A 22,912-nucleotide genomic window follows, 5' to 3' on the forward strand; every position below is an offset into this window, starting at 1 on the left:
TCGCAACGATGACCGTTGCCGCCGCCCGGGCGTCCGTGGTGCCCAACAGCGACGCGGAGCGGCCGCGGCGTCGACCAGACCTCGGCAGCGGTATGCCGTCCAGCACCCGCCAGCAAGACCGGCGCGCTTCCCGGATCCACCCGAGCCCCCTCACGGAGCGCGGCCCTCGCAGCGCCGCCCGGTGGGCTGATCCGGGCCCACGGGCGGCTGCCCGGCGAGTCGCCCGGACCAGGACGGCGCGGACCGACCGGCCGCCACAGGGTCTACCCGAGGCGGCACCGTGTCGTCGAACGCCCTCCCATGCGGAACCGGTTCCGGCATCGGTGCGTGGGCCGTCCTTCGCACGAAGGGGAACCAACCGTGGACGCGTCGCCCCGAGCCAGGCCGTCCCGGCCCGTCGCCGTCTCGGGGAGCGCGGCCACGCGCAGCGCCACCCGGTGGGTTGGTCCGGGGCCATGAAGCGGCGGCCCGGCGAGTCGCCCGGAGTTCAGCGGCGCACGCCGTGTCCCTTCGGGCGGCCTACGAACGCGCATTGCGGTGGTCGAGGCGGGAGGTAGGGCGTCGGCGGCATCCGCGTTGGGCGATGACCGCAGGGCCGGTCGGCTCCCGGGCAGGAGTTCGCCTTCCGGGGACCGCGGACCTGGGCGGCTGCATCGCGAAGCGCGCATCGCCTCGGTCGCGGCCGGACAGGCGTCGCGGCAGTGCGGGGGTCGGGCTCCGCCTGCCGGTGGACGAGCCTCGCTCTGGGGGAGCCGAGGCCCGGGCGGGGGAGGCGGCGGCGGGTCGCGTTCACGCGCTGGGACGGCCTGCCGGGGCGGGGGTTCCGGCGGGAGGAGTCGGGGCAACGGAAGGCGGGGCTGGTTTCACGTGAAACATCGAGGGCGACATGAAGGAGGGGCCGCCTTTCGGCGGCCCCTGGGTGACGGCGGTGTTTCACGTGAAACCGAGTCAGGGGAACTGGGGGTCGTCCTCGTCGGGGGCCATCGACTTGATGATGCGGTCGAGGTCCTCGAGGGTGGCGAACTCGACGACGATCTTTCCCTTGCTCTTGCCCATGTCGACGCGGACGCGCGTGTCGTAGCGGTCGGAGAGGCGGTCGGCGAGCTCCTGGAGGCCGGGGGCGACGGGCTGCTTGCGGCGGGGCTGCCGGGCCGGCTCGTCGTCGATCTCCTGGAGTTTGATCATCTCGTCGAGGCTGTGGACGGAGATGCCCTCCGCGATGACGCGGGCCGCCATGCGCTCCTGCTTCTCGGGCGTGTCGAGCCGGAGGAGGAGGCGGGCGTGGCCGGCGGACAGCAGGCCCGCGGCCACGCGGTTCTGGACCTTCGCGGGGAGGTTCAGGATCCGCAGCGTGTTGGTGATGTGCGGACGGGAGCGGCCGATGCGCTCGGCGAGTTCCTCGTGGGTGGCGCCGAAGTCGTCCAGGAGCTGCTTGTAGGCGGCCGCCTCCTCCAGCGGGTTGAGCTGCTGCCGGTGGAGGTTCTCCATGAGGGCGTCGCGCAGGAGGTCGTCGTCGCCGGTGTCGCGGACGATCGCCGGGATGACGTCCAGCCCGGCCTTGCGGGTGGCGCGCAGGCGGCGCTCGCCCATGATGAGCTCGTAATCGAACTTCTCGGTGACGCCCGTGGCCTTGTGGTACTTCTCCGTCGCTTTCCGGCGGACGACGATCGGCTGCAGGAGACCGACGATGCCGATCGAGTCGGCGAGCTCCTGCAGGGCCTCCTCGTCGAAGTGGGTGCGCGGCTGCCGCGGGTTGACCGCGATCTGGTCGACCCGGATCTCGGCGAAATGGGCACCGGCGACCGGGGCGGGGGCACCGTTGCCGGTGGGGGCCGCGCCGTCGGGGGCGCCCGGCTCCACGGCCGGTTCCGCGGGCGGCGGCGGGGCGGTCGGGATCAGGGCGCCGAGGCCCTTGCCGAGACCGGGGCGCGGACGGCTCACTTCGCCGCTCCCGCGTGCGCCATCTCCGAGGCGGCCTCGCTGTAGGCGAGCGCGCCGCTGGAGCCGGGGTCGTAGGTCATGACGGACTGCCCGTAGCTGGGCGCCTCGGAGACGCGGACGCTGCGGGGGATCACCGTGTTGAGGACGACGTCGCCGAAGTGGTTGCGGACGTCCTCGGCCACCTGGGCGGCGAGCCGGGTGCGGGCGTCGTACATGGTGAGCAGGATCGTCGACACCTTCAGCTTCTGGTTGAGGTGCGCCTTGACGAGGTCGACGGTGCGGATCAGCTGGCCGAGGCCCTCCAGCGCGTAGTACTCGCACTGGATCGGGATGAGCAGTTCGTCGCCGCCGACGAGGGCGTTGACGGTGAGGAGACCGAGCGACGGCGGGCAGTCGATCAGGACGTAGTCGAACTTGTCGGTGTCGTAGGACTCCAGCGCTCGGCGCAGCCGCGACTCGCGGGCGACCTTGGAGACGAGCTCGATCTCGGCGCCGGCGAGGTTGAGGGTCGCCGGGGCGCAGTACAGGTTCGGGATCTCCGGCGCCTTGACGACGATGTCATCGAGCGCCGTGTCCTCGATCAGCACGTCGTAGATCGACGGGATGTCGGCGTGGTGGTCGATGCCGAGGGCCGTCGAGGCGTTGCCCTGCGGGTCGAGGTCGACCACGAGCACCTGGGCGCCGTGGATGGCGAGGGACGCGGCGAGGTTCACCGAGCTGGTGGTCTTGCCGACGCCCCCTTTCTGGTTCGCGATCGTGATGACCCGGCAGCGGTCCGGCCGCGGCCATTCCTTCTCACTGCGGACGGAACGCGTCTTCAGTGCGGTCCCGGTCGTTTCACGTGAAACATTGGCGTCCTTGAGCGCCTCGCGCACGAGTTCTGACTCCCCCTGAGATGGTCCGTTGCGCGGTGCCGGCGGCTGAGCGCCGGAGTTCGTCGGCACATATCCGACGTTCTCCGCGGTACCGGATGTCGTGTTGCCCCACAGCGCGTGCCCGGACGGCGTGGACGGCTGGTCGGTGGGGGATTCGTCGCCGGATTCGTCGGCGCGGTCAGGCCGGCCCGGTCCCGGTCCCATGCTCATGACGACCTCTTCCTCGACCTTCTGGCACGCCGGGGCGCGCGTTGTTGTCGCCCGACAACCCCGGCGACGACGCGGACGAGCGTTGTCGGCGGCTCGACCATACCGTGCCCGACTTGGAGCAGTTCGGCCGTAGGCACACCGAATCGCTTCAATACCGGTCGCGCCTCGTCGAGTTCGACCGCCGCGCGCTCGCCCTTGAGGGCGAGGAGCTCACCGCCGGGCCGCAGCAGCGGCAGCGCCCACGCGGCGAGACGTTCCAGCGGCGCGACGGCCCGCGCGGTGGCGACGTCCACGGCGTAGTCGTCCGCGACGTCCTCGGCTCGCGCGCGGCGGACCTCGACGTTGCGCAGGCCCAGCATGTCGACGCACTCGTCCAGGAACGTCGTGCGGCGCAGCAGCGGTTCGAGGAGGGTGATCCGCAGGTCGGGCCGGACGATCGCCAGGACGACGCCCGGCAGTCCGGCGCCCGACCCGATGTCGACGACGTGAGCGCCCTCGGGAACCGCCTCGGACACCACCGCGCAGTTGATCAGGTGGCGTTCCCAGAGGCGGTCGACCTCCCGCGGCCCGATCAGGCCGCGCTCGACTCCGGCGTCCGCGAGGAACGCCGCATAGCGCTCCGCGACGGGCAGCGCATCACCGAAAACCTCACGTGCAATCCCCACCATCCGAATCGTTCCACAAAACCCTGTGGCTGCGTACACACGAAACGTCCTGGTGCGCGCGCTCTTGACCCTGACCGTATGGCAAGAACCACATCACCCCCCGGCATATCCCGGACGGCACGGGTAGAGGGAGTCATGTCGCCCGCCAGCCCCCTGGAAGGAGCTCCGGTATGGGAATCGGAGTCAGTCTCGCTTTCATAGCCATCGGCGCCATCCTGGCGTTCGCGCTGCGCGTCGACCTCAGCGGCGTGAACATCCAGATGGTCGGATGGATCCTCATCCTCGTCGGGTTGATCAGCATGCTGTTCACCCTCAAGTACACGCGGCCGCGGCGCGCCGCCGGGCGGGTCGCCGGCGCGGACCCCGCCTACGGGGACGAACCGGGCACGGTCGTCCGGGAAGAGCACGTGATCGAGGACCCGCCGCACGCCGGCCGGCCCGCCGAGCGGGTGGAGCGCGTCGTCGAGCATCCCGCCGACCAGGGCGTCGCCCAGTCTCCGGCGGCGCAGGACCCTGCCGTCGAGCAGGACCCCGCGATCGCCCAGGACCCGCGGCGCGCGCAGCACCCCACGCGCGTCCAGGACCCCGTGGAGGAGCAGGTGGAGGGTCCCGCCACGGCCCGGCGGCCCGTGACGCGGCGCTTCACCCGGACGCGCCGCCCGTAGACCACTCGGTGTGCTGCGGGCGGCGGTGCACACCGAGTTCCGAGGGGGCCCCGCGTGCTTGGTCGGGGCGCGGGGCCCCTTCCTTCGTCCGGGCGCCCGCCGGACCGGCGCCCGGAAAAGCGGAACGGCCCCGGTGACCTGGTCACCGGGGCCGTTCCTGCTGCGTTCAGGAGGGGTGGACGACCACGTAGCGGCCGGGCTCCTCGCCCTCGGACTCGCTCCGCAGGCCCGCCGCCGCGACCGCGTCGTGCACGATCTTGCGCTCGAACGGCGTCATCGGCGCGAGCGGCTTGGCCTCCCCGCTCTGCTTCACGTCGTTCGCGACGTCGGTGCCCAGCTTCGTCAGCTCGGCGCGGCGCCGCTCCCGGTAACCGCCGATGTCGAGCATCAGGCGGGTGCGGTTGCCGGTCTGCCGGTGCACGGCCAGCCGGGTCAGTTCCTGCAGGGCTTCGAGGACCTCGCCGCGCTTGCCGACCAGCTCGTCCAGGGAGGCGCCGACGACCGCGACGATCGCGCGCTCGCCCTCGACGTCCATGTCGATGTCGCCGTCGTAGTCACCGATGTCCAGCAGGCCCTCGATGTAGTCGGCGGCGATCTCGCCTTCCTGCTCGAGCGCCTGGACGTCTACCTCGGTGGTGTCGGTCTGGCTCAACGGGGTCTCCTTCTGCGGCACGGGCTCGGGTTCAAACTAGCGTTTCTGGCTGCCGCTGCGCTTGCTCCGCGGCTTGCGGGTCGGCTGGTTCCGCACGACCTTCGGCTTGACCTCCGGTTCGGGAGTCTCCTCCTCCGCGCCCTTCTTCAGCCGGGGCTTCGTGCCGGACGTCGCCTTGCCGTTCTTCGCGCCCGCGGCGCCCTTCGCACCGGCCTTGGCCGTGCCGGACTTGGCGCCCGCCTTCGTCCCCGGCTTGGTGTCGTCGCCGGTCGCGTTCAGCGGCGGGTACTTCTTGTAGATGTAGTGCTGCTGCGCGAGCGTCCAGGTGTTGGACGTCACCCAGTACATCAGGACGCCCAGCGGGAACCCGAGACCGATCAGACCGAACAGCGGGGCGAGGAAGACCATCATCTTCTGCGCCTGCATCATCGGGTTGGCGTCGTCGGTGATGGGCTGCCGCTTCATGCTGGCGCGCATCGTGAAGAACGTCGTGCAGGAGCTGATCACCACGGCGATGGCCGTGATGATGATCGCGGTCCAGCTCTTGGGGTCGTCGCCCCAGGCGTTGAGGAACGTGTCCGGGATGTGGGCGCCGAAGATGCTGGCGTGCTGGGCGCTCTGGACCAGGTCGGCGGACATCGCGAAGACGCCCTCGCCCTCCTTCGCGTCCGAGATGCGCTGGAGGGTCTGGAAGAGGCCGATGAAGACCGGCATCTGCACCAGGAGCGGGAGGCAGCCCGACAGCGGGTTGGCGCCGTTCTCCTGGTAGAGCTTCATGACCTCCTGGTTGAGGCGCTGCTTGTCGTTCTTGTACTTCTTGCGCAGCGCCTGCACCTTGGGCGCCAGCTCCTGCATCTTCCGTGAAGCGTGGATCTGCTTCACGAAGAGCGGGACCATGACGAGCCGCAGCAGGACGGTCAGAAGGATGATGGACCCGCCCCAGGCCCATCCACTGTCCTTCGGCAGGAAGGTGCTCAGCCCCGTGTGAATCCACACGATGAGCTGAGAGACGATCTCGTACAGCCAATCAAGCACCGGGCAGCTCCTTGGGCTCTGCTAGGGCGGGGCCGCTGTCCTCGCGGCCGGAGTTCGAAGAAGCCGCCGCCGGCGCCTTCTTCGGGGGCACCGGGTCGTACCCCCCGGGGTTGAAGGGGTGGCACCGACCGATCCGGCGGGCCGTCAGCCACGTGCCGCGCAGCGCCCCGTGCACCTGGAGCGCCTCCAGGCCGTACGCGCTGCAGCTGGGCCGGAAGCGGCACTGCTGCCCGAGCAGGGGACTCAAGAAGCGGCGGTAGGCGCGGACGAGAAGGATCAGCACCGCGGCGACCGGGCCGGGAGGCCCGTCCGGGTGCTGCGCGGGGTTCGGCTCCCGCCGCCGACTCCTCATCTCCGCCCCTTGGACGCGGGCCGCAGCAGCCGGTCGAGCGCCGACTCCAGATCCGCGGCCAGTTCGTCAGGACGCGCCGTCCCCGACGGGGGGTTGGCGCGTACTACGAGCAGGCTACCCGCTGGCAGCCGGTCCAGGTCGGCCCGCACCAGATGGCGCAGCCGGCGCCGCACGGAGTTGCGGACGACGGCGTTGCCGACGGCCCGCGACACGATGAAGCCGACGAGCGGCGGGGTCGTTTCGTCCCGGCGGAGCAGGTGTGCAACGACAGTCGGCCGTCCGGCGCGGCGACCGCGCCGGACGGCCAGTGTGAAGTCGTCCCGCCGCCGCATCCGGTGTCCGGACGGCAGCACGGTGGGGAGGGCTCAGACCGCGACCCGGGCGCGGCCCTTGCGGCGGCGCTCGGCGAGGATGGCGCGCCCGGCACGCGTGCGCATCCGCAGCCGGAAGCCGTGCTTCTTGTGGCGACGACGGTTGTTCGGCTGGAAAGTACGCTTGCTCACTTGAGGCTCCAGTGCTGCGGTCGGATCATTAAGACTCGATGGCTCGCATCTAGGACCGCGTCTGGTCCCCCGCAGCGGGGGCCCACCCGTTCTTCCCAGTGGGTCGGTCGGCGGGCACGCGGCATCTCCGTCGATGCGTCTCGACCTCAGCACATTACGGGCTCGGCGAGTACCCGGTCAAACGGAACGCTCCTCCCGGCACGCGGCCGGCGGGGCGCGTCCGGGCCGCCCGTCCGGCCGCGGACGGCGGCGTACGACGGCGCTTCCCCAGAGTTATCCACAGGGGCGCCCTCGACGGTGGACGGCCGGACGGCCGGGCGCCCGCGGGCACGAGAGTCGCGCGGGACGGGCGTCCGGGCGGGGCGGGCGGTGGACGGGGCGACTCCTGTTGCGGGTGCGCCGGACAGCGGCTATGGTCTTCCGGGCGAGCCGACGCCTCTTCGGCCATCTGTTGTCGGCATCACACGCTGAATCCCCCCGAACCTGTACTCCTTTTCGCACCGGCTTTTCTGTGGCCGGGCACCTCGCGACCGTTCGTCCAGAACGCGCCTGAGAGTTATACACAGGCGCCGCTCCACTATGCACAGCATGTGGAAAACTCTGTGGACAACTCGTGAGAGAGTAGGGCTTCCGCATCGCGGACGTGCCCCACGAGGCGGGACGCGACCCGCGGAAAAGCAGGGCGGTCAGGTACTCCGTTCGACGGAGATGTGGGGAGGGGACCTTGCGCATGGACGGTCAGGATCTCGGATCGGTCTGGGCCCGCACCCTCACCGCACTGTCCGAGAGCGATCTGTCTCCGAGCTACCGCGCATGGCTGCCGATGGTCCGCCCGCTGGCGCTCGTCGAGGGCACGGCCCTCCTCGCGGCGCCGAACGAGTTCGCCAAGGACGCCCTGGAGACGCGCCTGCGCAGCCTGATCACGCAGGCCCTCTCCCGTGAGCTGGGCCGCGAGATCCGCGTCGCGGTGACGGTCCAGCCGGAACCGCCGGCGTCCTCGGTGCCCGGCCCCGGCGGCCCCCGCGCGGGCGGCGAGCCGCTGTCCGCGCCGATCCCGGGCCTCGGCGGCCCGCAGGAACCGGCACCTTCTTCCTATGGCGACCGTCCGCACGATCGCCCCCATGACCGTTCCCACGAGCGCGCGCACGAGCGTCCCCACGAAGGGGAACGTCCGTACGGCGACCAGCGCGGGGACGCGCAGTTCTCCGACCGCCAGTACCAGGAGCAGTCGTACGGGGACTCCGGGTACGGCGAGCAGGGGTACGGCGAGCAGGGGTACCGGCAGCAGCCCGGCGTTCCCCACGGCCCCGGCGGTTATCCACAGGGGGAGGACGATCGTGGATGGCCGCCCCGGGAGGGCGAGCATGGGAGCGGCTACCCCTCCACGCCCCGGCAGCCCCCGTTCGGTTCGTCCCGTCCCGGCCCGTTCGACGGCCGCCAGGGCTATCGCGCGCGCCCTCCCGGAACGGGCGAGTACGGGAACGAGGGGTACGGGAACGAGGGATACGGCAAAGACGCGTACGGCGGCCCCGAGAACTCCGGCTTCGGGGGATCTGAGGGGTACGGGCCCGAGTACGGCGGCTCCGAGGGGTTCGGGGGCGACGCTCCCGGACGTCCGCCGCACGCGCCCTCGCATCTGAACGACCGGACGCTCGGCCCGCTGCGTCCCGGCGGACACGCGGAGGGCAAGGAGCGCGAGCCCGGAGGCGACACGGGGCACGGCGAAGGCCCGTTCCCGGGCGCCGAGCAGTCGTATCCCGAGCAGTACCGCGGGGATGAGGCGTACCGCGACGAGGACGCCGCCGACGGGCGCGGCCCCGGCGGTGCTCCGGCCGGAGCGCCCGGCGGCGGGACGCACGGGTCCGGCGGCGGGTCGGGCGCCGGGACGTCCGAGCACGCGCGGCTGAACCCGAAGTACACGTTCGAGACGTTCGTCATCGGGTCCTCGAACCGTTTCGCGCACGCGGCGGCGGTCGCGGTGGCGGAGCAGCCGGCGAAGGCGTACAACCCGCTGTTCGTCTACGGCGACTCGGGTCTCGGCAAGACGCACCTTCTCCACGCGATCGGCCATTACGCGCAGAGCCTCTTCAACGGGGCGCGCGTCCGGTACGTGAGCTCGGAGGAGTTCACGAACGACTTCATCAACTCGATCCGGGACGGCAAGGCGGACGGGTTCCGCCGCCGCTACCGGGACGTGGACATCCTCCTCGTCGACGACATCCAGTTCCTTGAAGGCAAGGAGCAGACGCAGGAGGAGTTCTTCCACACCTTCAACACCCTCCACAACGCCAGCAAGCAGATCGTGATCTCCAGCGACCGTCCGCCCAAGGAGCTGGTGACGCTGGAGGACCGGCTGCGCAACCGGTTCGAGTGGGGGCTGACGACCGACGTCCAGCCGCCCGAGCTGGAGACGCGGATCGCGATCCTGCAGAAGAAGGCCCGGCAGGAGGGGCTGGCCGCGCCGCCGGACGTCCTGGAGTTCATCGCCTCGCAGATCGCGACGAACATCCGGGAGCTGGAGGGCGCGCTGATCCGGGTGACGGCGTTCGCGAGCCTGAACCGGCAGTCGGTGGACATGCGGCTCGCCGAGATCGTGCTGAAGGACCTCATCCCGAACGACACCGGGCCGGAGATCACCGCGGCGATGATCATGGCGCAGACCGTCGAGTACTTCGGGACGACGATCGACGACCTGTGCGGGCCGTCGCGGTCCCGGATGCTGGTGACCGCCCGGCAGATCGCGATGTACCTGTGCCGGGAGCTGACCGACCTGTCGCTGCCCAAGATCGGGCAGCAGTTCGGCGGCCGCGACCACACCACGGTGATCCACGCCGATCGGAAGATCCGGTCGCTGATGGCGGAGCGGCGCGCGATCTACAACCAGGTCACGGAGCTGACCGGGCGGATCAAGCATCAGGCGAGCAAGCACTGACCACAGGGGCGCGACCTGTGGAAAACTCCCTCTCCGGGACTGTGGACGACCGCCGTTCCCGTCGTCCACAGCCGACGGGCGGAACAGAAACGACATTTTCCGCCCTCTCGGCAAAACGGAAGCAGCTACTCACAGGTTGTGGAAAACCCTGGGGATTTTGGTGGATAACCCCGTGGACAACCCGTGGAAAACCTGAGGACGAAGTGTGGACGACTGTGGACGGGCCGTGCACCGGCGCCCGCCTCTTGGGGAAAACCAGTGGAAAAGCTGGGGACGACCTGGGGACGAACGGTGGACGAACGAGCCGCCGCCTCACCCGTCCCGCCGGATCCACCCGACCAGGGTGGAGAACCCGTGGAAAACTCGTGGATAACCGGTGGATGACCTGGGGACGGCCTGTGGGCACAGAATCGCCCTCCACAGGGGGCCCTCGTCCTCCACAGCTCGTACACAGCCCGCCCGTGGACAAAAATACGGGGCCTCACCTGGGACGATGGCCTCTGTCCACACTGTCCACAGCCCCTACTACTAAGACCACACCTGTTCTCTACCCAAGAAAAGATTCACCTCAACTTCGGGCCTGGGGAAAACGCGCCCCGAGAGCCCGGACCGAGGTGCTCGCACCGAACCGTTGTCCGACACCTGCAGGAGGCGGGTCCCCTTGAAGTTCCGCATCGACAGAGACGCCCTCGCCGACGCCGTGGCCTGGACGGCACGCACGCTGCCGCCCCGTCCACCGGTCCCGGTCCTGGCGGGCATGCACATCGAGGCCGGGGGTGAGGGCAACGAGGACCGGCTGCGGCTCTCGGCGTTCGACTACGAGGTCTCCGCACAGGTCTCCACCGACATCGACGTCGAGGAGGCCGGGACCGTCCTCGTGTCGGGCCGGCTGCTCGCCGAGATCAGCCGCAACCTTCCTCCCCACCCTGTGGAGATCACCACCGACGGGGCGAAGGTGATGGTGCGCTGCGGCAGCGCGAAGTTCACACTCCTCACCATGCCCGTGGAGGACTACCCGACCCTGCCGGAGATGCCCCCCGCCGCGGGCTCCGTCGGCAGCGACGAGTTCGCCGCCGCCGTCGCCCAGGTCGCGATCGCCGCGGGCAAGGACGACACGATCCCGATGCTCACCGGCGTCCGCGTCGAGATCGAGGGCGAGACCGTCACGCTCGCGTCCACCGACCGGTACCGCCTCGCCGTTCGCGAGCTGCACTGGAAGCCCGAGCGCCCCGACTTCTCCGCCGTCGCGCTCGTCCCGGCCAAGACGCTCGCCGACACCGCCAAGTCGCTGACGTCCGGCGCCGAGGTGTCGATCGCGCTCGGCGGCACGTCCGGCGCCGGCGACGGCATGATCGGGTTCGCGGGCGGCGGCCGCCGCACCACGTCCCGGCTGCTCGACGGCGACTTCGTCAAGTACCGGTCGCTGCTGCCGAGCGAGTACGCGGGGCACGCCGAGATCCACACGGCGCCGTTCATCGAGGCCGTGAAGCGCGTCTCGCTCGTCGCCGAGCGGAACACGCCCGTCCGGCTGTCGTTCCGCCAGGGCGAGGTCGTTCTCGAGGCCGGGACGGGCGACGAGGCGCAGGCCGTCGAGGCGCTGGAGGCCAACCTGGACGGCGAGGACATCGACATCGCCTTCAACCCCGGGTTCCTGCAGGAGGGCCTGTCGGCGATCGGCTCGGACGTCGCCCGGCTGTCGTTCACGACCCCGACCAAGCCCGCCGTGCTCACCGGCAAGCCGCCGGAGGAGGGCGCGAACCCGAACTACCGTTACCTGATCATGCCGGTGCGTCTGTCCGGGTAAGGATCGGTTCACGGGCATCACAGGGGGGACGGACGATCCGCGGGGGAGCCGCCCTCGCGGATCGGCGCGCGTCCCGACCGGCGCGCGCGCAGACGAGCACAGGGGAGTGAACATGGAGCTGGGCATCATCGGCCTGGGCAAGATGGGCGGCAACATGGCCGAGCGGCTGCGCCGCGGCGGTCACACGGTCGTCGGCTACGACCGCGATCCCGCGCTGAGCGACGTCGGCTCGCTGCGGGAGCTCGCCGAGCGGCTGTCCCCGCCGCGCGCCGTGTGGGTGATGGTGCCCGCCGGCCGCCCCACCCAGGACACGATCAACGGCCTCGGCGAGATCCTCGACGAGGGCGACATCGTCGTCGACGGCGGCAATTCACACTATGTGGACGACCAGAAGCACGGCGAGGAGCTCGCGGCCAAGGGCATCGGGTTCATCGACTGCGGCGTCAGCGGCGGCGTGTGGGGCCTCGAGAACGGCTACGCGCTCATGGTCGGCGGCGAAGAGGAGCACGTCCGCCGCCTCATGCCGATCTTCGAGACGCTCAAGCCCGAGGGCGAGTTCGGGTTCGTCCACTCCGGCAAGGTCGGCGCGGGCCACTTCGTGAAGATGGTCCACAACGGCATCGAGTACGCGATGATGCAGGCCTTCGGCGAGGGCTACGAGCTGATCGAGGCCAGCGACGTCGTGACGAACGTGCCCGAGACGTTCCGGAGCTGGCAGGAGGGCACGGTCATCCGGTCGTGGCTGCTCGACCTGATGAACCGCGCGCTCGCCGAGGACCCCGAGCTCGACGACATCCGCGGCTACGCGAACGACTCCGGCGAGGGCCGCTGGACCGTCCAGGCCGCCGTCGACCACGCCGTCCCGCTGCCCGCGATCAGCGCGTCCCTCTTCGCCCGCTTCGCCTCCCGCCAGGACGACTCCCCCGCCATGCGCGTCGTCGCCGCCCTGCGCAACCAGTTCGGCGGCCACGCCGTCGAGTCGGCCAAGGGCGCCGACTCCCCCGGCGCCGACGTGCCCCCGCCCGCCGTCTGACGCGCCGCGGGCAGCACCCCCGCCCCCGCCCCCGAGGCCGCGCCCCGACCGCCTCGGCGGCGGTTATCCACACCCCGTGGATTTCCAGCACCCCCGGGGGACGACCCTCGACACTCGAAGCGGGGTCGGCCCCCCGGAGCGGGCGGCGCCCGCCCCCACCCGAACGCCCAACGGCGTGCGGACGGCCCAGCGCGCAGATGGCCCCGCATGGACTGCCCGGTACGCCCACGGCGCGGCGCGGACGGCCCGGGGCTCCCCACGGCGCGGACGGCGCGGCGTGTGGACGGCGCGGACGCCCCCGCGCGCAGATGGCCCGACAAGCCCACGGCCCGGTACGCGCGCTGCATGGTGATCCTCGGGACGTGGGCGGGCGCGTGGGCCGGGGACCAGTGGGGCCACAGCAGGTGCGAGTTGTCCACAGCTTGTGGTTTTCGTGCGCGGTGGAGCGGGCGTCCAGGGCATGTACCGTCCGGCGGCGTGGGCAGGGCAGGGGGCGGGAGGCTCTACGCTCATGTTCCGTGCACGTCGCCCACCTTTCGCTGCAGGACTTCCGCTCGTACGCGACCGCCGAGGTCGCGCTCGAGCCGGGGGTCACCGCGTTCGTGGGGCCGAACGGCCAGGGCAAGACGAACCTGGTCGAGGCCGTCGGGTACGTCGCGTCGCACGGGAGCCACCGGGCCTCGACGGACGCGCCGCTCGTCCGGCACGGCGCGCCGCGCGCGATCGTCCGCGTCGGCGCGGTGAAGGACGACCGCAAGGCCCTCATCGAGCTGGAGATCAACCCCGGGAAGGCGAACCGGGCGCGGTTGAACCGGTCGCCCGTCCCCCGGCCGCGCGAGATCCTGGGGATGGTCCGGACCGTGCTGTTCGCCCCCGAGGACCTCACGCTCGTCAAGGGGGACCCGGGGGAGCGCCGCCGGTTCATGGACGAGCTGCTGACCGCGCGCGCGCCGCGCTTCGCGGGGGTCCGGTCCGACTACGACCGGGTGCTCAAGCAGCGCAACGCCCTGCTCAAGTCGGCGGCGGCGCACCGGCGTGCGCCGGGCCCGGAGGTCCTCGCGACCCTGGACGTGTGGGACTCGCACCTCGCCCGGACCGGCGCCGAGCTGCTGGCCGCGCGGCTCGACCTCGTGGGTGCGCTCCGGCCGCTCGTCGCGCGCGCGTACGAGGCCCTCGCCCCGGGCGGCGGCGCCGCGGATCTGCGGTACCGGAGCTCGCTGGGCGACGCCGAGTTGTCCACAGATCGTGGAAAACTCGCCGAGCAGCTTCTCGCGGCCGCGGCGGACACGCGGAAGCAGGAACTCGAACGGGGCGTCAGTCTCGTGGGGCCTCATCGGGACGAGCTCGTCCTGCGGCTGGGGGACCTGCCCGCCCGGGGCTACGCGAGCCACGGCGAGTCCTGGTCGTTCGCGCTGGGGCTGCGGCTCGCCGCGTTCGACCTGTTGCGGGCGGACGGCGACGACCCGGTGCTGATCCTCGACGACGTCTTCGCCGAACTGGACGCGGGGCGCCGCAGCCGCCTCGCCGAGATGGTCGCGCAGGCCGAACAGGTCCTGATCACCGCGGCCGTGCCCGCCGACGTGCCGGAGGAACTGACGGGCGCGACGTTCGCCGTGACGGACGGCCAAGTCGTCCGCGAGTGACGTCCACGAACGCCGTCCCGCACGGTGGCCGTTCGTTCGGCGACGGCCCGCGCAACGGGTGCCCGCCGCTGCCTCGTGGTGGCGCTGCGCCGTGGGTGTCCTGGGGCTCGGGCCGCGGAGGTGTCGTGGGGTGGGGTCAGAATGGTCGTCCACAGGCTGTGGGGAGGAGGGTGACATGAGCGAGGATCCACAGGATGTGGACGGCGCCGACGCCGCCGACACGCCCGGCGGCGGGGACGATTCGGCGCGTCCCGCCGATCCGCCGGCCGCGTCCGGGAAGTCGGGGATCGAGCTGGCGCGGGAGGCGCTGGCGCAGGCGAAGGCGGACGCGCTGAAGCGGGGCACCCTCCCCGGGCACAAGAACCGGCGCAAGGGCGGCGGCCTGCCGGTGCGGAGCCGGGACCCGGGGCGCGGCGGGGACCCGAAGCAGTTCGGGGCCGCGATCCGCGACCTGCTGGCGACCCGCGGCTGGGAGCAGCGCGCGGCGGTGGGGGGCGTGTTCGGCAACTGGGCGGGGATCGTGGGGCCCGAGCTGGCCGAGCACACCCGGCCGGAGCACTTCGAGGACGGCGAGCTGACGATCGCCGCGGACTCGGCGACGTGGGCGACGCAGCTACGGCTGCTGTCGTCGAACCTCGTGCGGCGGCTCAACCAGGAGCTGGGCCACGGGACGGTCCGGCGGGTGAAGGTGGTCGGCCCGTCGTCGGGTCCGCGGCGCGGCGGGGCGTGGCGCGCCCGCTGAGGCCCGGAACCGCCGACCTTGTCAGTGCCGGGTGAGAACATCTGTTCGGGATGCAGGGCGACGAGTTCGGCGACGAGCGCGCCGTAGGCCAAAGAACTACCCCAGATCCATGGGGGGATGTGCCTCCGGTTCCACTCGGCCGCCACACGCGCACACAGCGCCGCGTGAGTGCCACTTTTCGCCGTGCGACCCGGTAGAATGACATCGGGTACAGGATGCTGCGCCGCCGTGGGGTGCCCGGGGCTCTGACCAGGTGTGAGCAGAGCACAGGGGCGCCCTCATGTGTGTTACGGGGCACACCGCGCTCCCTCCGGACGCGGGGCGGCAGACATCCCCGGCAGGAGGATCTCCTTTGGCGTACGACGCTAGTTCGATCACTGTCCTTGAAGGTCTCGAGGCGGTGCGCAAACGCCCGGGCATGTACATCGGCTCCACGGGTGAGCGCGGCCTCCACCACCTGGTCTACGAGATCGTGGACAACTCGGTCGACGAGGCCCTCGCGGGCTACGCCGACGAGATCGTGGTGACGCTGCTGGACGACGGCGGCGTGAGCGTGCTCGACAACGGGCGCGGCATCCCGGTCGGCGAGCACCCGGTGGAGAAGCGGCCGGCCATCGAGCTGGTGCTGACCACGCTGCACGCGGGCGGCAAGTTCGACGGCAAGTCCTACGCGGTGTCCGGCGGCCTGCACGGCGTCGGCTCCGCGGTGGTGAACGCGCTGTCCACCAGGCTCGAGGCGGAGGTGCGCACCGACGGGTATGTCTGGCGGCAGTCGTACACGTGGCAGGGCCCGGAGACGGAGCTGCGCAGGGGCGAGGAGACGTCGGAGACGGGCACCCGCATCACCTTCTGGCCCGACCCGGACATCTTCGAGACCACCGAGTGGAACTTCGAGACGCTGTCGCGGCGCATGCAGGAGATGGCGTTCCTGAACCGCGGGCTGTCGATCACCCTGCGGGACGAGCGCGCCGACCACGCGAACGGGGACGGGGACGGCGAACCGCGCGTCGTCCGGTACCACTACGACGGCGGCATCGAGGACTTCGTCCGCTACATCAACGCCCGCAAGGAGGCGGTCCACGAGTCGGTCGTCTACTTCGAGGACCACACCGAGGGCATGTCGGTCGAGATCGCCATGCAGTGGAACTCGTCGTACGCCGAGTCGGTCCACACCTTCGCGAACACGATCAACACGGCGGAGGGCGGCACCCACGAGGAGGGGTTCCGCGCGTCGCTCACCACGATCGTCAACCGGTACGCCCGCGACAAGGGGCTGCTGCGCGACAAGGACGACAACCTGACCGGTGAGGACGTCCGCGAGGGTCTCACCGCGATCATCTCGATCAAGCTCGCCGACCCGCAGTTCGAGGGGCAGACGAAGACGAAGCTCGGGAACACCGAGGCGAAGTCGTTCGTCCAGCGGGCCTGCAACGTGTATCTCCGCGACTGGTTCGAGGAGAACCCGGGCGAGGCCAAGGAGATCATCAACAAGGCGTCGCAGGCGGCGCGCGCGCGGGTCGCGGCGAGGCAGGCGCGGGATCTGACGCGCCGCAAGAGCCTGCTGGAGACGACGTCGCTGCCCGGCAAGCTGTCGGACTGCCAGTCCACGGACCCGGCCCAGTCGGAGCTGTACATCGTCGAGGGCGACTCGGCGGGCGGCTCGGCGAAGGGCGGCCGCGCCGTCCAGTTCCAGGCGATCCTCCCGATCCGCGGAAAGATCCTGAACGTCGAGAAGGCGCGGATCGACAAGATCCTCAAGAACAACGAGGTCCAGGCGATCATCACGGCGCTGGGCACCGGCGTGCACGACGAGTTCGACATCTCCCGGCTCCGCTACCACAAGATCATCCTGATGTCGGACGCGGACGTCGACGGCCACCACATCAACACGCTGCTGATGACGCTGCTGTTCCGGTTCATGAAGCCGCTGATCGAGGCCGGCCACGTGTACCTGTCGCAGCCGCCGCTCTACAAGATCAAGTGGGATTCCCGGGGGAACGAGGTCGACTACGCGTTCTCCGACGCCGAGCGCGACGCCGTCATCGAGGCGGGCATCGCCGCCGGCAAGCGCGACCCGCGCCCCCGCGACCTGGTGCAGCGGTTCAAGGGTCTCGGCGAGATGAACGCCAACGAACTGTGGGACACCACGATGAACCCCGAGAACCGGGTGCTCCTGCAGGTGCAGCTCGACGACGCGGCCCAGGCGGACGAGCTGTTCAGCGTGCTCATGGGCGAGGAAGTCGAACCGCGCCGCGAGTTCATCCAGCGCAACGCCAAGGACGTGCGCTTCCTCGACATCTGAGGTCCGGGGACGGGCCGGGCTCCCAGCGGCCCGAACCGTAGCGGCGAACGTACTTCCTTCCCTTCAAGCAGAAGAGGTCAGCTAAGTGACGGACATGACCACGGCGGGCGGCCACCCGGGCGAACGGATCGAACCTGTCGACATTCAGGTCGAGATGCAGAAGAGCTATCTCGACTACGCGATGTCGGTCATCGTCGCGCGCGCGCTTCCCGAGGTCCGCGACGGGCTCAAGCCGGTGCACCGCCGCGTCCTGTACGCGATGTACGACGGCGGGTACCGCCCCGACCGCGGGTACTTCAAGTGCGCGCGCGTCGTCGGGGACGTCATGGGGAACTACCACCCGCACGGCGACTCGGCCATCTACGACGCGCTGGTGCGGCTGGCGCAGCCGTGGTCGATGCGGTACCCGCTGGTGGACGGCAACGGGAACTTCGGCTCGCGCGGCAACGACCCGGCCGCGGCCATGCGGTACACCGAGTGCCGGATGGCGCCCCTGGCGATGGAGCTGCTGCGCGACATCGACAAGGAGACCGTCGACTTCACCCCGAACTACGACGGCCGCTCGCAGGAACCGGACGTCCTGCCGTCGCGGTACCCGAACCTGCTGGTGAACGGGTCCGCGGGAATCGCGGTGGGGATGGCGACGAACATCCCGCCGCACAACCTGCGGGAGGTCGCCGCCGGCGTCCGGTGGTACCTGGACAACTACGGCGCGTCCGACGAGGAGCTGCTCGAGGCGCTGATCGAGCGGATCAAGGGCCCCGACTTCCCCACCGCCGCGCTGATCGTCGGCCGCAAGGGCATCGAGGAGGCGTACCGCACCGGCCGCGGCTCGATCACGATGCGCGCGGTCGTCGAGGTCGAGGAGATCCAGGGCCGCACCTGCCTCGTCGTCACCGAACTCCCCTACCAGGTCAACCCCGACAACCTCGCCCTCAAGATCGCCGACGGGGTCAAGGACGGGAAGCTGGACGGCATCGCGGACGTCCGCGACGAGACGTCCGGGCGGACGGGCCAGCGGCTCGTGATCGTCCTCAAGCGGGACGCGGTAGCGAAGGTCGTCCTCAACAACCTGTACAAGCACACGCAACTGCAGGAGACGTTCGGCGCGAACATGCTCGCGCTCGTCGACGGGGTTCCCCGCACGCTCCGTCTCGACCAGTTCGTCCGGCACTGGGTCGCGCACCAGATCGACGTCATCGTCCGCCGCACCCGGTTCCTGCTGCGCAAGGCGGAGGAGCGCGCCCACATCCTGCGCGCCCTGCTGAAGGCCCTCGACCGCATCGACGAGGTCATCGCGCTGATCCGCCGGTCGCCGTCCGCGTCGGAGGCGCAGCGCGGCCTGATGAACCTGCTGGAGATCGACGAGATCCAGGCGCAGGCGATCCTGGACATGCAGCTCCGCAAGCTCGCCGCCCTGGAACGCCAGCAGATCACCGACGAGTACGACAAGCTCATGGCGGAGATCGCCGACTACAACGACATCCTCGGCTCCCCCGAGCGGCAGCGCCGGATCGTCGGCGAGGAGCTCGATCCGATCGTCGAGAAGTTCGGCGACGAGCGCCGCACCCAGATCATCCCGTTCGACGGCGACGTCTCCTACGAGGACCTGATCGCCGAAGAGGGCGTCGTCGTCACCATCACCCGCGGCGGTTACGCGAAGCGCACCCGCACCGACCTGTACCGGGCGCAGAAGCGCGGCGGGAAGGGCGTGCGCGGCGCGCAGCTGAAGCAGGACGACATCGTCGACCAGTTCTTCGTCACCACGACGCACCACTGGATCCTGTTCTTCACCAACAAGGGCCGCGTGTACCGGGCGAAGGCGTACGAACTGCCGGACGCCGGCCGCGACTCGCGCGGGCAGCACGTCGCGAACCTGCTGGCGTTCCAGCCGGACGAGCACATCGCCCAGGTCATGGACCTGCGCGACTACGACGTGGCGCCCTACCTCGTGCTCGCCACCAAGAAGGGCCGCGTCAAGAAGACCGCGCTGCGCGACTTCGACTCGCCCCGCACCGGCGGCATCATCGCGATCAACCTGGTGGACGACGACGAGGTGATCGCGGCGCGGCTCGTGTCGTCCGACGACCACCTGCTCATGGTGTCGACCGGCGCGCAGGCGATCCGGTTCCGCGCCGACGACGACTCGCTGCGCCCGATGGGCCGCGCGACGTCCGGCGTGATCGGCATGCGGTTCGAGGAGGACCAGGAGGTCCTCAACATGCTGGTCACGCAGGGCAGCGCGCAGGACGTCCTGGTCGCCACGGAGGGCGGCTACGCGAAGCGGACGCCGGTCGACCAGTATCCGCTGCAAGGACGTGGGGGTAAGGGAGTCCTCACCGCTAAGATCGTTGAGGCGCGCGGCACGTTGGTAGGGGCCCTCATGGTCGGCCCGGACGACGAGGTGTTCGCGATGACGTCCAACGGCGGCGTCATCCGCACCACCGCCGCCGAGATCAAGCAGTCCGGCAGGCAGACCATGGGCGTGCGGTTGATGAACCTCGCCGACGGGGACAGCGTCGTGGCCATCGCGAGGAACGTAGAGTCCATGGATGACGCAGAGGAAGCCGAGAGTGGCGAGGACGAGTAACGGAGCCGGTCTCGTCCCGCCGCTAGGCCAGGAGGACGACACGTGAGCACCGAGCCCGGCGAGAACAAGGGCGGCTCCGGCAAGGGGAGCGCGAAGAAGCCCGGCGGCGGCAGGACGGTCGCCGCGGCCGCCTCCGCGAAGCCGGGCCGCGACGAGACGAAGGCCGACGCCGGCGGGTCGGTCGAGGAGACCCGGACCGACCTGGCCAAGGTCGAGGACGAGCCCGAAGCCGGGTCCGGTCCGGCGGCGTCGGCCGACGACACGGTCGTCGACGCCTCCGGGGACGGGTCGGCGAACTCCAAGGGCGCGAACTCCTCGACGGGTTCGTCCGCCTCGAAGGGGTCGGCGGCGGCCAAGGGCGCCGCGAAGGACGCTCCCGGCGCGTCGAACTCCAAGGGGACGTCCGGGGCGAAGACCTCGAAGACCCCGTCGAGCGCCTCGTCCGCCTCGTCGGGTTCGTCGTCGGGTTCGTCCGGGGGCTCGGACTGGGCCAAGCCCGCCGAGCCCGCCTCGTCCGTCTCCGCGGGCCGCACCGAGCAGCCCGCCCCCTCGCCCCGGCCGGCGCCGACGGCCGCGTCTGCCGCGTCCGTCCCTGCGGGCTCGCAGGCGCCGCCGTCCGGCTCCGGGGCGGCGGGCGGCGGGTTCGCGGGCACCGTCCTGCGCGACCGTCCGGCCACGGCGGCGACGCAGCGCGGCGCGTCCGGCAAGCCCGGCGGCAAGGGCGACGGGAAGGGCGACGGGAAGCCGGCCCGCAAGGCGCAGCTTCAGCTCGCCCGGCTCGAGCCGTGGTCGGTGATGAAGTTCAGCTTCGTCCTGTCGCTGGTCTGCTTCGTGGTCCTGCTGGTCGCCGTCGTGGTCCTGTACGTGATCCTGTCCGGCCTCGGCGTGTTCGACGCGCTCAGCGACACGATCAACAGCCTCACCGAGGGCGACGACGGCTCGACCACCGGCGTCGACTCCGCGAGCTGGTTCTCGTTCTTCCGCATCTTCGGCTACACGGTGCTGGTGGGCGCCCTGAACGTCCTGCTCATCACGGCCCTGTCCACGGTCGGGTCGGTGATCTATAACCTCACCGCGGATCTCGTGGGCGGCGTCGAGGTGACCCTCAAGGAGGCCGAGTAGCCCCAGCGCGCCCGCTCCGCCGCGGCCGTCCGTTATCGATTTCCGGTTGCCGCTCCATATGGGGTAATCTCTCGTTGCGCCGCCAAGGACGGCCGCAGTGCGGGCCTATAGCTCAGTCGGTTAGAGCGCATCCCTGATAAGGATGAGGCCGGTGGTTCAAGTCCACCTAGGCCCACCAGCACGAAGAACCCCCCGCCGGGTCCGGTGGGGGGTTTTCGCGTTCCGGACGGCCGAGCGGGGCGTCCGGGGCGAAATCGAACCGGGCACGTGCGGATTGCCGGTACGGTCGGCGCGTGCGTTCTGTGGTGGCATGCCGGACTGATCAGGCGGTCCGCGCCCGGCAGCGGGCCGGCGGTCGTCCCGGCGCGGGCTCGGCGGGGGCGGACGGTTGAAGCCGCGCGGTGCCGCCCTGCTGGAGCGGTTCCAGCATCCGGCGCAGGTCGTCGTCACCGGGTTCGGGGTCACCATCCTGATCGGGGCGGCGCTGCTGTCGGTGCCGCACGCCACCGCCGACGAGCCCGCGGCCGACCCGATCGACGCGCTGTTCACCGCGACGACCGCGGTGTGCCTCACCGGGCTGATCACCCAGGACACCGGCACGCACTGGTCCCTGTTCGGCGAACTCGTGATCATGGGGCTGATGCAGGTCGGCGGCCTCGGGCTGATGACGGTGGCGACGCTGTTCGGGATCCTGCTGTCCGGACGGGTGGGGCTGCGCGCGCGCATGGCGGCCCAGGTCGAGACGAAGACGCTGCAGATGACGGACGTGCGCCGCGTCGTGCGGAACGTCGTGCTGTTCAGCCTGACGTGCGAGGCCGTGGTCGCGGTCGTGCTGGCGTGCCGTCTCGCGCTGGGCTACGGGGAGTCGTGGGGGCGCGCCGCCTATCTCGGCGCGTTCCACGCGGTGTCGGCGTTCAACAACGCGGGACTGACGCTGTGGCCGGACAGCATCTCCGGGTTCGTCGGCGACCCGTGGATCTGCATCCCGATCTGCGCGGCCGTCGTGATCGGCGGGCTCGGCTTCCCGGTGGTGTTCGAGCTGGCGCGCCGGTGGCGGCGTCCCCGCTCGTGGTCGATCCTGACGCGCGTCACCGTCGGGACGACGACCGTCCTGTTCGTCCTCGGGGCGTTCGTCCTCACCGCGCTCGAGTGGAACAACCCGGACACGCTGGGGACGCGTCCGCGGCCGACGCGGTGGCTGGCGGGGATCGTGTTGTCGGTGATGCCCCGCAGCGGCGGGTTCAACAGCGTGGACACGTCCGCGATGCGGCCGGAGAGCTGGCTGATGACGGACGTGCTGATGTTCATCGGCGGCGGAAGCGCGGGCACCGCGGGCGGGATCAAGGTGACGACGTTCGGGCTGCTGGCGTTCGTCCTGTGGGCGGAGATGCGGGGAGACGCGCACGTCAACGTGGGGAACCGGCGGCTGCCGGTCGGGACGCCGCGGCAGGCGATGGCGATCGTCCTGCTGAGCGCCGGGCTCATGACGGTCGCGACGATCGTGCTCATGGCGCTGACGGACTACTCCCTCGACCGGGTGCTGTTCGAGGTGGTGTCGGCGTGCGCGACGGTGGGACTGTCCACGGGCATCACGGGGGATCTGCCGCTGTCGGGCGAGGTGATGCTGGTCGTGCTGATGTTCGTCGGCCGTATCGGCCCGCTGACATTGGCGACGGCGCTGGCGCTTCGCAAGCGCACGAGGCGGTACGAACTCCCCGAGGAGCGGCCCATCGTGGGTTGACGCCTCCGGACGCCGGGGCGGGGTGGCTCTGACACGGGGGTTTTGCCGGTACCTTCACATGCCGGGCCGTATCCCGATTTGTCGGCCCTTGACATGGTCGGCGAG

Annotated in this window: 18 protein-coding genes and 1 tRNA gene; 11 read left to right on the plus strand and 8 right to left on the minus strand. The window is 70.9% G+C overall.

Annotated features, from left to right (window positions below; all coding sequences use genetic code 11):
• Window positions 1-948: 948 nt before the first annotated feature.
• From ACFQ11_RS03475 to rsmG, 3 genes are all read right to left on the minus strand, one after another.
• Window positions 949-1,941 carry a ParB/RepB/Spo0J family partition protein gene (locus ACFQ11_RS03475; protein ID WP_378296289.1) on the minus strand — a complete coding sequence of 331 codons (993 nt, stop codon included), beginning with the start codon at window positions 1,939-1,941 and terminating at the stop codon, window positions 949-951.
• A complete protein-coding gene (locus ACFQ11_RS03480) occupies window positions 1,938-2,816 on the minus strand; it encodes a ParA family protein (protein WP_378296290.1) in 879 nt (292 codons plus the stop codon). The genes ACFQ11_RS03475 and ACFQ11_RS03480 overlap by 4 nt, the downstream gene beginning before the upstream one ends.
• 206 nt (window positions 2,817-3,022) lie before the next feature.
• Window positions 3,023-3,691 (minus strand): 16S rRNA (guanine(527)-N(7))-methyltransferase RsmG, encoded by a 669-nt coding sequence (gene rsmG / locus ACFQ11_RS03485; protein ID WP_378296291.1) that lies wholly within the window; start codon window positions 3,689-3,691, stop codon window positions 3,023-3,025.
• A gap of 170 nt (window positions 3,692-3,861) precedes the next feature.
• Between rsmG and ACFQ11_RS03490 the strand changes: the two genes are divergently transcribed.
• Entirely contained in the window at window positions 3,862-4,356 is a 495-nt protein-coding gene (locus tag ACFQ11_RS03490; protein ID WP_378296292.1) for a DUF6458 family protein, read from the plus strand.
• A gap of 166 nt (window positions 4,357-4,522) precedes the next feature.
• Here ACFQ11_RS03490 and ACFQ11_RS03495 read toward each other — a convergent pair whose 3' ends face one another.
• From ACFQ11_RS03495 to rpmH, 5 genes are read right to left on the minus strand one after another with little or no spacing between them, the layout of a single operon-like run.
• Window positions 4,523-5,008 (minus strand): Jag family protein, encoded by a 486-nt coding sequence (locus ACFQ11_RS03495; protein ID WP_378296293.1) that lies wholly within the window; start codon window positions 5,006-5,008, stop codon window positions 4,523-4,525.
• A 36-nt stretch (window positions 5,009-5,044) separates the two neighbouring features.
• Window positions 5,045-6,043: a membrane protein insertase YidC gene (yidC, locus tag ACFQ11_RS03500; protein WP_378296294.1), complete on the minus strand. Its 999-nt coding sequence runs from the start codon at window positions 6,041-6,043 to the stop codon at window positions 5,045-5,047.
• Window positions 6,036-6,395, minus strand: a complete 360-nt coding sequence (gene yidD / locus ACFQ11_RS03505; protein ID WP_378296295.1) for a membrane protein insertion efficiency factor YidD — start codon at window positions 6,393-6,395, stop codon at window positions 6,036-6,038. Before yidD ends, yidC begins: the two co-directional genes overlap by 8 nt.
• Window positions 6,392-6,748 (minus strand): ribonuclease P protein component, encoded by a 357-nt coding sequence (gene rnpA / locus ACFQ11_RS03510; RefSeq protein WP_378296296.1) that lies wholly within the window; start codon window positions 6,746-6,748, stop codon window positions 6,392-6,394. The genes yidD and rnpA overlap by 4 nt, the downstream gene beginning before the upstream one ends.
• 12 nt (window positions 6,749-6,760) lie before the next feature.
• The gene (gene rpmH, locus ACFQ11_RS03515; RefSeq protein WP_075899517.1) at window positions 6,761-6,898 is read right to left on the minus strand and encodes a 50S ribosomal protein L34; all 138 of its coding nucleotides are present in this window, start codon (window positions 6,896-6,898) and stop codon (window positions 6,761-6,763) included.
• A 730-nt stretch (window positions 6,899-7,628) separates the two neighbouring features.
• Between rpmH and dnaA the strand changes: the two genes are divergently transcribed.
• From dnaA to ACFQ11_RS03565, 10 genes are all read left to right on the plus strand, one after another.
• On the plus strand, window positions 7,629-9,830 hold the full coding sequence (gene dnaA, locus ACFQ11_RS03520; protein ID WP_378296297.1) for a chromosomal replication initiator protein DnaA: 2,202 nt from the start codon (window positions 7,629-7,631) through the stop codon (window positions 9,828-9,830).
• A 661-nt stretch (window positions 9,831-10,491) separates the two neighbouring features.
• Complete coding sequence (gene dnaN, locus ACFQ11_RS03525; protein WP_378296298.1) at window positions 10,492-11,634, plus strand: DNA polymerase III subunit beta; 1,143 nt, start codon at window positions 10,492-10,494, stop codon at window positions 11,632-11,634.
• 112 nt (window positions 11,635-11,746) lie between these two features.
• Complete coding sequence (gnd, locus tag ACFQ11_RS03530) at window positions 11,747-12,667, plus strand: phosphogluconate dehydrogenase (NAD(+)-dependent, decarboxylating) (RefSeq protein ID WP_378296299.1); 921 nt, start codon at window positions 11,747-11,749, stop codon at window positions 12,665-12,667.
• Between the two features lie 518 nt (window positions 12,668-13,185).
• Window positions 13,186-14,310, plus strand: a complete 1,125-nt coding sequence (gene recF / locus ACFQ11_RS03535; RefSeq protein ID WP_378296300.1) for a DNA replication/repair protein RecF — start codon at window positions 13,186-13,188, stop codon at window positions 14,308-14,310.
• Window positions 14,311-14,485: 175 nt separating this feature from the next.
• Window positions 14,486-15,052, plus strand: a complete 567-nt coding sequence (locus ACFQ11_RS03540) for a DciA family protein (RefSeq protein ID WP_378296301.1) — start codon at window positions 14,486-14,488, stop codon at window positions 15,050-15,052.
• Between the two features lie 352 nt (window positions 15,053-15,404).
• Window positions 15,405-17,354 carry a DNA topoisomerase (ATP-hydrolyzing) subunit B gene (gyrB, locus tag ACFQ11_RS03545; RefSeq protein ID WP_378296302.1) on the plus strand — a complete coding sequence of 650 codons (1,950 nt, stop codon included), beginning with the start codon at window positions 15,405-15,407 and terminating at the stop codon, window positions 17,352-17,354.
• Between the two features lie 94 nt (window positions 17,355-17,448).
• The gene (gyrA, locus tag ACFQ11_RS03550; protein WP_378296370.1) at window positions 17,449-19,944 is read left to right on the plus strand and encodes a DNA gyrase subunit A; all 2,496 of its coding nucleotides are present in this window, start codon (window positions 17,449-17,451) and stop codon (window positions 19,942-19,944) included.
• 42 nt (window positions 19,945-19,986) lie between these two features.
• Window positions 19,987-21,066: a DUF3566 domain-containing protein gene (locus tag ACFQ11_RS03555; RefSeq protein WP_378296303.1), complete on the plus strand. Its 1,080-nt coding sequence runs from the start codon at window positions 19,987-19,989 to the stop codon at window positions 21,064-21,066.
• 101 nt (window positions 21,067-21,167) lie between these two features.
• Window positions 21,168-21,244, plus strand: a tRNA-Ile gene (locus ACFQ11_RS03560).
• A 210-nt stretch (window positions 21,245-21,454) separates the two neighbouring features.
• A complete protein-coding gene (locus ACFQ11_RS03565; RefSeq protein WP_378296304.1) occupies window positions 21,455-22,807 on the plus strand; it encodes a TrkH family potassium uptake protein in 1,353 nt (450 codons plus the stop codon).
• Window positions 22,808-22,912: the final 105 nt, after the last annotated feature.

Origin of the sequence: Actinomadura sediminis, assembly GCF_042675525.1 — a bacterium.
Classification (GTDB): domain Bacteria; phylum Actinomycetota; class Actinomycetes; order Streptosporangiales; family Streptosporangiaceae; genus Spirillospora; species Spirillospora sediminis.